This is a genomic window from Turicimonas muris (assembly GCF_002221595.1).
Classification (GTDB): domain Bacteria; phylum Pseudomonadota; class Gammaproteobacteria; order Burkholderiales; family Burkholderiaceae_F; genus Turicimonas; species Turicimonas muris.
This window is the reverse complement of record NZ_NHMP01000002.1, coordinates 170,041-182,715: the sequence shown is the minus strand read 5'-3', so window position 1 is coordinate 182,715 and position 12,675 is coordinate 170,041. Positions and strand designations below refer to the sequence as shown.

The window sequence follows — 12,675 nt, the reverse complement described above, 5'->3', positions numbered from 1 at the left end:
CTTTGGTGGGTCTTGATGGACTTGAACCATCGACCCCCGCCTTATCAAGACGGTGCTCTAACCAGCTGAGCTAAAGACCCTTAGCCTTTGGCCTATTCTCTTCTTCAATCTATCGACTGCCGATAAGAGCGGACACTCAAATCTTCAAGCAAAAACTCTTGAAAGGAGGTGATCCAGCCGCACCTTCCGGTACGGCTACCTTGTTACGACTTAACATTAGTCACGGTGCTCACCGTGGTCGCCGCCCTCCTTGCGGTTAGGCTAACGACTTCTGGTAAACACCACTCCCATTGTTTGACGGGCGGTGTGTACAAGACCCGGGAACGTATTCACCGCGGCATGCTGATCCGCGATTACTAGCGATTCCGACTTCATGCAGTCGAGTTGCAGACTGCAATCCGGACTACGATCGGTTTTCTGGGATTTGCTCCGCCTCTCGGCTTCGCTGCCCTCTGTTCCGACCATTGTATGACGTGTGAAGCCCTACCCATAAGGGCCATGAGGACTTGACGTCATCCCCACCTTCCTCCGGTTTGTCACCGGCAGTCTCACTAGAGTGCCCTTTCGTAGCAACTAGTGACAAGGGTTGCGCTCGTTGCGGGACTTAACCCAACATCTCACGACACGAGCTGACGACAGCCATGCAGCACCTGTGTGCAGATCCTCTTGCGAGCTCTCCTCATTACAAGGAGTTGTCTGCCATGTCAAGGGTAGGTAAGGTTTTTCGCGTTGCATCGAATTAATCCACATCATCCACCGCTTGTGCGGGTCCCCGTCAATTCCTTTGAGTTTTAGTCTTGCGACCGTACTTCCCAGGCGGTCAACTTCTCGCGTTAGCTGCGTTACTGAAAGTTTTACCTCCCAACAACTAGTTGACATCGTTTAGGGCGTGGACTACCAGGGTATCTAATCCTGTTTGCTCCCCACGCTTTCGTGTATGAGCGTCAGTTGCGTCCCAGGGGGCTGCCTTCGCCATCGGTGTTCTTCCAAATATCTACGCATTTCACTGCTACACTTGGAATTCCACCCCCCTCTGACGCACTCTAGTCTTGCAGTCATGTATGGCTTTCCCAGGTTAAGCCCGGGGCTTTCACATCCATCTTGCAAAACCGCCTGCACACCCTTTACGCCCAGTAATTCCGATTAACGCTCGCACCCTACGTATTACCGCGGCTGCTGGCACGTAGTTAGCCGGTGCTTATTCTTAGAGTACCGTCATCATCTATCGGTATTATCAACAGACTTTTCGTTCTCTACAAAAGTGGTTTACAACCCGAAGGCCGTCTTCCCACACGCGGAATAGCTGGATCAGGCTTGCGCCCATTGTCCAAAATTCCCCACTGCTGCCTCCCGTAGGAGTCTGGGCCGTGTCTCAGTCCCAGTGTGGCTGGTCGTCCTCTCAGACCAGCTACTGATCGTCGCCTTGGTAAGCCTTTACCTTACCAACTAGCTAATCAGTCATCGGCCGCTCCGCTCGCGAGAGGCCCTCGCGGGTCCCCCTCTTTCATCCTCGGATCTCATGCGGTATTAGCTCCCCTTTCGGGAAGTTGTCCCCCACGAGCGGATACGTTCCGATGTCTTACTCACCCGTTCGCCACTCGTCGACAGAGGAAAGCAAGCTTTCCTCCTCGTTACCGTTCGACTTGCATGTGTAAAGCGTTCCGCCAGCGTTCAATCTGAGCCAGGATCAAACTCTTTTGTTTAATCTCTGTTGTCGCTCTTACTCTTCGTTTCGGTTTTGACGGAGTATTTCCTACTCCGTTTGCCTCACAAAGCGAGCTTCTTAAATTTAATCTCTTTGCTTTCGCTCTTAAACTTAAGTGCCCGCTCTTATCGGTTCGTCGATAAATTTTTAAAGAACTTGCGTCGCTGATTTCGTGTTCGTCATCAACAACGAGGTGCGAACTATAAATACCTTTTTTGAGCTTGTCAAACCTCTTGATGAAGATTTTTTTATGAATTTAGCGTAAAATACTATTTTTTACATTAATTTCAACTAGTTAAGTTAAATGTAAAAATTTATAACATTTCTAAAAGATTCAAAAATTTCTGCATTTATTTATTTTTTTCAATGAAATTCCAGCAGGCTAATAATTCTTTTTTGGTGTGAATATTGAATTTCTTTGAGATATTCAATCGATGGCCTTGGACGGTTCTCTCTGACAAACCCAGTCTCTCACCAACTAATTTACTCGTTAAGCCGTTGGCTATCAGTTCGAATACCTCTTGCTCCCGTCTACTCAGTGAATCAAAAATCTTCAGAACATCTATTTCTTTATTACCGGCATCTTCAACTATTTTGTTCTGAATACACTCGGCCAATATTTCTTCCAACTTCTCGGCATTCACAGGCTTTTGCAGAAAATCAAAAGCTCCCTTCTTCAATGTTCTGACTGCCGTATCAACGTCCGCATATCCGGTAATAATGATGATTGGCAATTCATTTCGTTGTTTCTTTAGTTCGGTTTGAAGCTCGATTCCCGTCATTCCCGGCATACGTATATCCAGGAGAATGCATCCTGGAATCATCTTGTTGTCTTTTTCCAGAAATTCTTCTGCAGAGCTATAGCCTACCGACTTCCACCCGGTACAGCCCAATAAAAAGGTCAACCCGGTAAGTATTCCCGGATCGTCATCTATCACTCGGATCAGAAATCTTGCCTTCGTCTCTTGTGCTAATTCAGTCATTATCTTTGTCGCTCCACTTAGCGAAGAGAACTGACTGCACCAGACCTCCGCCCTCCCTAGCTTGCATTTTCATTGAAGTCCCCATGGCTTCCAGAATTGATTTGATAACCTGAAGGCCAATTCCTAAACCTTCGGCTTTGGTGCTCTTCAAATAATTTTTGCCTATATCTTCAACTTCACTTGCAGAAAATACTCTCCCGCTGTTTGCTACTTGTAGCATTACTTGATCTTTACAGGTTTTCAAAGAAATCCAAACTGTTGGATTTGTTCCTTCCAATGCGCCCTCTATGGCATTCTTCAATAAATTCCAAACAAGAATCTCAATCTCAACTCGATCGCCTTCAATAAAAATGTCTTTTGTGAAGTCAACGTGCAAATGGACTTTCCCAGAGTACTTCACCTTCATGGTCTGGATAATTTCCGCAAGACAAGCAGAAAAGTCTACTTTCTGATTCCTGCAAGCCTGCTTTCGTGCATATTGTCTAACTTTATTGACAATCGCAGTTGCTCGCTTCAGTTCCTTTTCAAAGTTCTCAAGACTAAAACTCAAAATCTCCGGATTAACTTTTTTCGGATTTCGTTTGTTTAATGCTTTGAGCCCGTCCACTAGGTATTGGCAGGCTGCTAAAGGCTGATTCATCTCATGAGCAAAGATAGAAGATATCTGACTGACCAAGTTCAATTTGTGTTGAGCTTCCATTTTTTCTGTCAGTTCGTTAGCTTGTTTTTGCAGCTTGTTCTTTTTTTCTTCGGCTTCCAGCAGCTCGGCTTTTGCTTTATCCACCAATCTCTGAGCACGCCAGCTGTGCGCCGCTAATCCTATTACTGTCAATAACAAAAGTGCAAGCAACGGCCAGTAAGTCAAAACAAAACGACGAAGTGACCATTGGTTCATGTACTCATATGGTCCGGCTTTCAGGACACGATATAAATCATCAACTGGTTTGAAGTTAGTGGCTAAAGACCAATATTGGCCGCTTGCGCTTGGCTTCATGCTTAATAAGGCAGCCGATACTTTCTTTGCCACATCGTGATTGACGACTCGAGTGGAAGCAAAAGTATTGTTAGGATAGGAATGCGTGGAGTGCAGACATTTAACAGGACCGGAAATGGGAGAAATGACTTTAATCTTGTCAAGGACGGCGATATTTTGAAGTTCATGCTCTTCAAGCCAGCAAGCACGTATAAAACCAATATCAGCTTTTCTCTCCACAATTTCTTTCAAGAGCTTTTCGGCTGACTCACCAACAAATCGTTTACTCTTAAAAAAATTATCTGGGTCATAACCTCTGAAGGCAAGGTCTGCCATGCCAATCCTATAACCATGAAAAGCGGACTCATAGTTAGCGACAAACGACTTGCCTTTCATGTCCTCAATACTTTTTATGTCCTTTCTGTCTCGCTGAGTAATAAAAGCACCGGCTGTCCCAAAGTTTGGAACTGGCTTCTCGGCCGTTACGACTGTAGCGATATCTCGGACGCCAAAAGGAAGCATGCGGTAGAAAAAGCCGGCACTGGCATAGAAGAAGTCGATAGAGCCGTCTTTAATAGCTTTTTCTAAATCTGCGGATGAATAGACTTTCGCTTCAACTTTCCAAGGAACCAGCTCCTTCTGCAGATAATGCAAGGTTGGAGTGAAATCCATATCCTTGCTCAAGGGAGGAGAAAAATGAATAAGGCCAATCTTAATAACCTTCTGTCCCTCCTCTGCATGGAGGAAGCAGGAACAGAAAGCAAGGAACAGGATGAGTACGAACCTTATTATTCTCATAAAAAATTAACAATTATCCGTTATTAGCGCCGTGACAAGAGGAGCACTTCTTTAATTGATAATTATGGTGGCAGGCATAGCAAGGTTCAAGAGAAGCACTGGTATCCTTGTATCCGGGTTTAGGTGGCATGGGATGCTGAGAGTGACATTCAATGCATTCCGAGAAATTTTTCTCATCGCCGCCGGCATGAGGAATCCACACGTGAGGATTCACAGGACCCGAATCAGATTGAGCCTGAACGTTCTTTTTAATCAAATCATCGAAAGTCGGTCCATGGCACGCCAGACACTGTTCTTTCTTCATCGGTTCTTGAGCCTGCTGCTGAGCAACCACAGTAACTGCAGAAAAACTTAAGGAAAGCAGCAAGGAAAGATAAAGATCTTTTTTCATTGTTATTTCCTTGGGGATCAAGGCGAGACATCTCTATGCCTCGCCTATTAGGTTTTATTTAAAATAATTATTTGGAAGTTGCAGCATGTTCACCGGCCCAGCGACCCGGCATAATTGCGCGCGGCATTCCATTACCGACATAAAGGCCTCCAGCTGTTTCGCCGGCTGCATAGAGACCTTTAATCGGTTTCATGTCTTGACCAAGAACTTGAGAATTATTGTTGATCGCCAAACCTCCTGTAAGGTTATGTACGCAAAGAACCAGACGAACGGCATGGAATGGGCCTTGTTCGATCTTCTTAGTCAGACTTTCTGCAGGCTTATCAAAATCTTCATCTTTCTTGGTGTCGACAAAACCGTTGTAACGGGCTACAGTCTTTTCAAGATTCGGCTGATTTGTCAATTTAGCTAATTCAGCTAATGTGCCAGCTGTGAAGGCATGTCCTTCTTCGCAAGTCGGATACTTCGTGTCCCATTTGTACTTCTTAGCTGTTGCATCGTCAAATACTGTCCAGAGGAACTGATCGGGCTGAGCCAATGCTGCGTCATAGAAGGTGTATCCGCCTAAGTTAGCTTTATCCAATTCTTTAACGAATCTGTCGCCGCTCTTGTTTGTAAAGATAACCTCTGCCCAGCGAGGACCGCTGATTCCGAGACCGGGAGCACCATATTTGCTTCCTTTCGGGAAGCCATAGTGAGCTGTACCGAACTTACGGCGAAGGTGAGGAGTATCTTCGCAACGGTCACCAACCAATATACCGCCTGCACGCACACCAGCCAAAATAGCTGAACCATCGGGAGCAACGAACGGATATCCGGTAGAAATCATATTCTCTGTAAAGCGTGGATCAGTAAGTCTTCTGAGTTCCGGATTTGCCTTCCAGCTTCCGCCTGCCAGTACTACACCTTTGTTAGCTTTAATATTTTGGATCTTGCCATCCGGACCTTGAACTTTGGCACCGACAACAGCTCCGTTTCCATCAACATAAACATCAATCAATTTCTGTTCGAGAAGAATCTGACCTCCTTTACCTGTGAAATATTCATAGAAAGGCATCATGATGCCTCGGCCGGTCATGAAACCGCCTGTAGGCTGAGGTTTTCTTCCGCCTTCGCCGGAGTCTTTCCACCAGATATGATGGTAGGACTCATGATGCTGAGAATCATATTTGCCGGGTTTTGTGAAAGTCGGGAGGAAACGTACACCATGTTCTTCCAACCAAACCTGTGTTCCGGGACACCATTCAGAATATTTCTTCACGAGTTCCGGAGTGTTCTTGCGATATTCGTGATGAGCCGGATTAGTTAATTTTTTGTAGAGAAGTTCAGGACTGTCTTCTACACCATGTTCTTTCTGAGTTCTTGTACCGCCGCCTAAGGCAATGATGCCGCCGTTAATAATTGCGCATCCTCCGTAGTTCTTGCCTTTTTCCAAAACCAGAACTTTAGCGCCTTTGTCCATTGCAGAAATAGCGGCAGACATGCCGGCGATACCGGAACCGGCGACGAGCACATCAGTCTCTCCGTCCCATTTGGATGGAAGAGTAGAAGATGCAACATCAGCAGCTCTAGCTGTTGAAACAGCAGCACCTAATAAACCTAAAGAAGCAAAAGAGGAAGTCTTAAGAAAATTTCGTCTAGTTGTCATATGAATCTCCTTGGGAATCTGTTCTTTTCTTGAACTGACGTAATTTTCTGCCCGAAAACTGCTCGAGTAGTTTGATATAGATCAAACTTTGTTCACTTTTTTAGACCATCCAAGAGAAGGTTTCAAACTCAGCCAAACAGCTCGCTCTTTGGATCCTCTTTCCTCTGAAAACGGCAAGAGCCAGGCTTCACCTGGCTCTCGCTCTTTAAAAGTTCACTGAATTACTTAACTGCGCTTTCTCCGGCGACATTGCCGTATGTCAGTGCGTCAGCAATTGCATTACCGCCAACTCGGTTAGTTCCGTGGATACCGCCCGTAACTTCACCGGCTGCGAAAAGACCAGGAATTGGTTTTCCGGCTGTATCGAGTACCTGAGCGTTTGTATTGATTCTTACGCCGCCCATAGTATGGTGAACTGACGGTGTCCTGAGTTCCGCATAGTACGGTCCTTCGTACATCGGAATATTCGGAGCGCAGGATGGACGGCCGAATTCCTTGTCCTCGCCTTGGCTTCTGCAGAAGTCATTGAACTTATCAAAAGTTGCTTTGAGAACCTTAGGATCAACTTTAATCTTAGAGGCTAAATCTTCAACGTTTTCGCCTCTGATAACCTTTCCGCTCTTTAGGAAGGTTTCAACAGGAATACCGAGAGTGGTCAAACCGTCTTTGTTGATACGCGCATTCTTCACAGTGCACATGCGGTAGAAAACACCGCCCGGCTGAGCTAAAGCCGCCTTGGAAAGTTCGTCTCGTCTTCCCATTTCATTAACGAAACGCTTGCCTTCAGTATTGACGTAAATAGCTGTACCCTGGCAGATTCCGCTGACGGTTCCATTTTCAGGATCTGTTACCGGCAATAGTTGGATGTATCCCATATCAACTAAACCTGCACCGGCTTTTTCAGCCATGAGGATGCCTTCACCTGTAATTGCACGGCTGTTTGTTGTGCCGATGTTCTTGCCAAGCTTGCCTCCCCAGAGCTTATCGTATTTCTGACGCATTTCGACGTTGGCACCGAAACCGCCCGAAGTCATGATGACGCCTTTCTTAGCATTCAAAGTCACCTTTTCTCCGTTGGGGCCTGTAGCTTTAACGCCGACGACTCTACCGTCTTTCTTAATCAGCTCATCAGCCTTTGTTTGAAGCAGGATGGTGACAGGGAGCTTTTCCTTTTCGATAGTATGTCTGAAGGTATCAATGTAGCCTTGTCCGCTGGTGTAGTTAGCAGCATCGTGGCAGCGAGGCCAGATAGCGCCTACGTATTGGCTGGAAAAGTCATTCCACTTTAAACCCATCTTATCTAGACGTTCTACTGTAGCTGGTGCAAGTTTTGACAACTTATCAATCAAAGCCAAGTCTGCTACGTAGTCGCCGGCTTTGTAAGTTTGAAGAGCATGAAGTTCAGGACAATCAAATAGGATGTCAGGATCTTTTTTGATGGCTTCGTCCCATTGTTTCTTCAAAGAAGCCAAAAGCTTAGCTTGCTGTTCATTCTTAGGTTCTTCCTTCAGAAGGTCTTCGACCATCTTTCTTTGTCCGGCTGACATCTTCTGTTTAGCTTCCAAAGCAGGATCAGAAGCATTCAGCGCACCGCCGGCTAAAACAGTGTTGCCGCCAAGGAAGGACATTTTTTCAATCAATACGACTTTTGCGCCTTTTCTTGCTGCTGCAACGGCAGCAGATAAGCCGGCTCCGCCACCGCCGACAACAACCACGTCTGAGTCAGTCTTTGTTGGGACGGAAACTTTGTAGGCGATGCGAGATCCTTGCATATATTTTTGAGGATCTACGCCGGCCTTTTTAAGAGCGTCTTTGACAGCATTCAGAATTGCCATGCTGCTGAATGTAGCGCCTGAAATCCTGTCGACTTTCAGCGATTGATTATCAACGATCATCTGAGGAATAACTTTCTTCGGAAGTTCAGATACCGCAGGAGTTTCAAAGTTTTTGAGAATTTGGACATTTGTAATTTTATCGTTGTCCAAAGTCACAGCAACTTCAACTTCAGCATTGTGCCCCAGCGCCTTTCCCTGGTAAGTACCGGTAGCAGCGAGAGCAGATGTGCACGCCAAAGCAAATGCGGACAACGTGAAAACAGCAAAAGGTTTAATCATTTTGTTCTCCTTGGATTAACTTATGCTGTCAATTATCCTGATGAGTCTTCTCTTCAGCTAGATACGTTCGTTCTAGTACGAAAGTATCTAGTCATTGAATTCAAAATCTGCTAATCATTTTGAGAACAATTTCTACCGGCCAACCTTCCGAAAGTTAAAGCTTCAGTTAAACCATTGCCACCTAGTCTATTTGCACCATGGGTCAGTCCGGTAATTTCTCCGGCAGCATATAACCCGGGAATCGGAGAACCTTTCTCGTCTAATACGCGGGCACGGGTATCAATAGCCAAACCTCCTAATGTGTTATGTATAGCCATCGGCGCAAAACCAATATAAAAAGGAGGTGCTTTTAAACTGTGGATAAGTTTTTTAGGATCTTTTCCTAAGGGGTCAATCTGATTCACAACACTTTCATTGTAGGCCGTGACTGTTCTCTTCAGAGATTCGGCCGGAATATTCATTTTCTCCGCGATCTCATCTAACGTATCCCCCATGATTACATCGCCGGCTTCAATAGACCGAATCGTATCCCTTTGCACAAGTTTACTGTAAGACCTTAATCCTTCTGAATCTACGAGAATGAAAGCCATTTTCTTCGGAAGCCGAAGCACGGCGTCTCTAATTTGGCTTCGGCTGGCATCTTCTCGAATAAATCTTTTTCCTTTGGCATTAATCAAAATAAATCGAGAAGTGTCTCCGTGTAGACGGCTCCTCGTTGTCCCTTCCTCTCGAGCCCCTGGTAGACATTCTATTTCTTCAAGGTTGACTAATTTAGCACCAATCTTTTGAGCTGAAAGCATCACTTCACCGGTATTTTTGACAAAGTTATCTGTGCCTAGAGTTCCCAGGTCTGGTGAAATTTTTCCGACCAGCTCTAAATTGGCACCGAATCCTCCGGCAGCCAAAATAATTCCTTTTCGCGCTTCGACAGTTTGTCTTTCTTTCTTCTTATCCAAATAGCGAACTTGCCGCACTTTTCCTTTGTTATCTCTGGTTATTTCTTGAACCGCCGCACTTGTTCGAATTTCAACATTTCTCTTCAGAGCATCATTTAGGAGAACCTGGATATATCCTTGGCCGTCCGGTGAAATCGGCTTGAAAGAGCGTCTCCACTCTCCTCCAAAACTCTCAGTGATTCCTTCTTGAAACTTTAGTCCTTTGCTTTTCAGCCACTTCAGTGTAGGAAGAGCTTCCTTCACCATTGTTTTAACAATTTCAGGATCATTTTTTCCTGCGCCGCTTTCAAGCATCTGTTTAACAAATAACTCTTCAGAGTCTTGAATGCCGGCCTTCTTTTGTAATTCCGGGTCTACGGCGTTGTAATAGCCGCCGGAAAAATATGCATTACCTCCGACTCGCAAACCTTTTTCTAAAAGAATGACTTTTGATCCATTTTCGGCTGCCGAGACAGCGGCCGCCAAACCTGCAGCCCCTCCTCCAACAACCACCACGTCAAAAAGCTCTTCTGCAAACGAATACGTGCTACAGAAGATGCAAACAGCAGTCAATAAAGATTTAGTTCTCATGAGTTTCTTCTTTGATGAAAATGGAAGACTTCAAACCATCTGCATTTTTTTCTTCTTCATTTAACTTTTGGAGAAAGAGCGCCAAATCCACATTAGATTTCAACTCCAGCTTGTGGAAAATATTGGAACGATGAATTTTTACTGTTTGTTCTGCCAAACCAAGCGTCACGGCAATCACCTTATTAAGGTCGCCTTTTGCTACTTCCGCAGCAACTTGCTTTTCGCGCGGAGACAGCGTCTTATAAAGTTTCTTCAGCCGGGAAATTTCTTGTTTTTGCTCATTACTTTTCACGCTGAATTTAACTAACCGCCCGACATACTCTTGAAGTTTCTTAGGATCTACGGGCTTCTCTAGGAAATCGAAAGCTCCTCTTTTTAGAGCCAGGACTGCTGCGTTTACTTCACCGTGCCCGGTGACAAAGATAATCGGCAAATTAATACTTCTTCGATTTAGTTCCTCTTGAACCTCAAGACCCGATAATCCATTCATCTTTAAATCAAGAATGATGCATCCCGGACGTTCAAAATCATCCAACCTCAAGAAGTCCTCACCGCTCTCATAACAGACCACTTCAAAGCCGGCTAACGTCAGCAAGAACTTCCTGGAATTTCGTACACTCTCCTCATCATCAACAACTCTTACTACGGGATCTAGCACAATGCCTCCTTTTCAGAAACCAATGGAAGCACGATCTCTGCACGTAATCCGCACTTCTCTTTCGGTTCGAAATCCAAGTGGCCTCCATGAGCCAAAACAATATGATTACACAGTCCCAATCCAAGGCCTAACCCATCTTTCTTTGTCGTCTTCATTGGATGGTTTAAGTTATCGAGTTCTACAGCTGTTAATTTTGGACCAAAGTCTTCCACGATACAGGCCACCTTGTCACCGCCTCTCTTCTCTGCAGTGACGACTATTCTTTTCTCCTGCTGCTCTTTCATCGCATCCGAAGCGTTTCGAAAAAGATTAATGAAAACTAGCTCCAGTTCCAAAGGATCTCCTTCGACTACAAGATCTGAAGGAACTTCCAGTGAAAACTTAACGTTAATTGACTTAGGAGAATGAGAGAAGGTTTTCAATGCTGAATTAATAATTTCTGATATGCGACACGGCTGCCGAGTCCGCTTGTTAGTTCGTACATAACTTCTGACCCGTCCAACGATCTGCGATACACGTTTAGCTTCGATTGAAATGGCATCTATAGCTTCCCCGACGATCTTATCTTCTTTACCAAGCGTCGCTAGGTAGTACCGGAGTCCTTCGGCATAATTCAGAAGCGTCTCTACAGGCTGACGAACTTCATGTGCAAACATCGCAGACATCTGAGAAACGACTCCGCCTCTTTCTAACTGTAAAAGTTTTTCTTGGGCCTCTTTCGATTGTTTCTCGAGTTCCATCTTCTTCGCCAAAGCATCTCTAAGCTGAGCCGTTTTCTTTTTAACCAAAACTTCAGTTCTGAGAACATGAACAATCAAAAAGAATATACACAGAAGTAGAACGGCAAAATAATAAGCATTCTTGAGAAAAAACTCCTTCCAACTTAAATCCCGGACGAAAGGTTTGATACCAAGACTCTCATAGAGCTTAGTAACTCCATCAAATTTATTTGCAACCTCCCAGACATTGTTATTGCTTTTCTTGGAACTCATTGATAGAAGAGCCATTGTCAGTTTCTTTACATCAGTACTTTTAGCCGTCGGAAGAGCAGCAAACACTATTCCTGGAAAAAGATCCGTCGAATGAACACAGGAGAGGCCATCATTGTCTTTCTTGTTAATAACTTTAAAAGTATCAGGAGAGAAAAATCCCATGGCCATCAATTGTTCTAATTCGCAAACTGGTAGGAAACCGACATCAGCATGACCGGTGGCAACCAATGTAGCAACGTCTGGAATTTCAAAATTTGTAAAGATGGTGTGTTTTCTTAATTCTTCTTCCCTAATATTTATTTTCTTTAGCTCTCCCAATGGAATTTGCCAATCATCAAAGTTATCTGGTGAGGACGCGGCAATTTTGGCTCCTTTCAGATCCTCTAAAGAAGAAATTTTCTTATCTTTTTTCCTGGCAATAATCGCTGCACCGGCAGAGTAATTACAATCCTGTGCCTCTTTTCTTGCTCGACTGGCTACTAACTTTGCTCCGTAGGTTCTTTCAAGAAAAGCATATACGCCGCTCGGTACTATTACGAAATCCAGTTGATTCTGTTTAATTTCTGAAATAAGGCTGTCCAAACTCAGTTCTTGAGTGACAAATCTTGTGTTGCGAAACTTTCTTCTGAGATCTGCAATAGTCGGACCGAAGGTATCAATGAAGAAATTTGGATCTCGTGTGGTTAGGAGCCCAATTCGTATAGTTTCTTTTTCCGACAAATCTACATTGCCCTTGACCTCAAAAGCAATGAGGAAGAGCAGAATTACTGAAAGACTTTTCAGAACAAGAACAAAACGCTGGCCCATGGGGATTGAGTACTATTTTTTAAAAATTCTACCAACTTCTCAGTCGACCAATGGAGCATTCAGGAAGCATGGCTTCCCGA

The 12,675-nt window shown here is 44.7% G+C and carries 8 protein-coding genes, 1 tRNA gene and 1 rRNA gene; all 10 read right to left on the bottom strand.

Annotated elements, in window-relative coordinates; all coding sequences use genetic code 11:
- Positions 1–3 precede the first annotated feature (3 nt).
- The 10 genes from ADH67_RS04170 to ADH67_RS04125 all read right to left on the bottom strand — a co-directional run bounded on the left by ADH67_RS04170 (position 4) and on the right by ADH67_RS04125 (position 12,595).
- Positions 4–80: transfer RNA gene (locus ADH67_RS04170), tRNA-Ile, on the bottom strand.
- An 81-nt stretch (positions 81–161) separates the two neighbouring features.
- A 16S ribosomal RNA gene (locus tag ADH67_RS04165) occupies positions 162–1,703 on the bottom strand.
- 352 nt (positions 1,704–2,055) lie between these two features.
- Entirely contained in the window at positions 2,056–2,688 is a 633-nt protein-coding gene (locus ADH67_RS04160; RefSeq protein WP_066594613.1) for a response regulator transcription factor, read from the bottom strand.
- Positions 2,681–4,333, bottom strand: coding sequence for a sensor histidine kinase (locus ADH67_RS04155; RefSeq protein ID WP_066594616.1), 1,653 nt, complete (start codon positions 4,331–4,333; stop codon positions 2,681–2,683). The genes ADH67_RS04160 and ADH67_RS04155 overlap by 8 nt, the downstream gene beginning before the upstream one ends.
- Before the next feature lie 139 nt (positions 4,334–4,472).
- Positions 4,473–4,850, bottom strand: a complete 378-nt coding sequence (locus tag ADH67_RS04150) for a hypothetical protein (protein WP_066594618.1) — start codon at positions 4,848–4,850, stop codon at positions 4,473–4,475.
- Positions 4,851–4,917: 67 nt separating this feature from the next.
- Positions 4,918–6,498, bottom strand: coding sequence for an FAD-dependent oxidoreductase (locus tag ADH67_RS04145; RefSeq protein WP_066594620.1), 1,581 nt, complete (start codon positions 6,496–6,498; stop codon positions 4,918–4,920).
- Positions 6,499–6,719: 221 nt separating this feature from the next.
- Entirely contained in the window at positions 6,720–8,612 is a 1,893-nt protein-coding gene (locus ADH67_RS04140; protein ID WP_066594622.1) for a flavocytochrome c, read from the bottom strand.
- 110 nt (positions 8,613–8,722) lie between these two features.
- Positions 8,723–10,138: an FAD-dependent oxidoreductase gene (locus ADH67_RS04135; RefSeq protein WP_066594624.1), complete on the bottom strand. Its 1,416-nt coding sequence runs from the start codon at positions 10,136–10,138 to the stop codon at positions 8,723–8,725.
- Positions 10,128–10,796 carry a response regulator transcription factor gene (locus ADH67_RS04130; protein WP_084081551.1) on the bottom strand — a complete coding sequence of 223 codons (669 nt, stop codon included), beginning with the start codon at positions 10,794–10,796 and terminating at the stop codon, positions 10,128–10,130. The genes ADH67_RS04135 and ADH67_RS04130 overlap by 11 nt, the downstream gene beginning before the upstream one ends.
- Positions 10,790–12,595 (bottom strand): sensor histidine kinase, encoded by a 1,806-nt coding sequence (locus tag ADH67_RS04125; RefSeq protein WP_066594627.1) that lies wholly within the window; start codon positions 12,593–12,595, stop codon positions 10,790–10,792. The genes ADH67_RS04130 and ADH67_RS04125 overlap by 7 nt, the downstream gene beginning before the upstream one ends.
- Positions 12,596–12,675: the final 80 nt, after the last annotated feature.

Bases quoted from the DNA above. Each gene is read 5' to 3' on its own strand.
- ADH67_RS04160 (WP_066594613.1), bottom strand. From the start codon at position 2,688: ATGACTGAATTAGCACAAGAGACGAAGGCAAGATTTCTGATCCGAGTG.
- ADH67_RS04155 (WP_066594616.1), bottom strand. From the start codon at position 4,333: ATGGATTTCACTCCAACCTTGCATTATCTGCAGAAGGAGCTGGTTCCT.
- ADH67_RS04150 (WP_066594618.1), bottom strand. From the start codon at position 4,850: ATGAAAAAAGATCTTTATCTTTCCTTGCTGCTTTCCTTAAGTTTTTCT.
- ADH67_RS04145 (WP_066594620.1), bottom strand. From the start codon at position 6,498: ATGACAACTAGACGAAATTTTCTTAAGACTTCCTCTTTTGCTTCTTTA.
- ADH67_RS04140 (WP_066594622.1), bottom strand. From the start codon at position 8,612: ATGATTAAACCTTTTGCTGTTTTCACGTTGTCCGCATTTGCTTTGGCG.
- ADH67_RS04135 (WP_066594624.1), bottom strand. From the start codon at position 10,138: ATGAGAACTAAATCTTTATTGACTGCTGTTTGCATCTTCTGTAGCACG.
- ADH67_RS04125 (WP_066594627.1), bottom strand. From the start codon at position 12,595: ATGGGCCAGCGTTTTGTTCTTGTTCTGAAAAGTCTTTCAGTAATTCTG.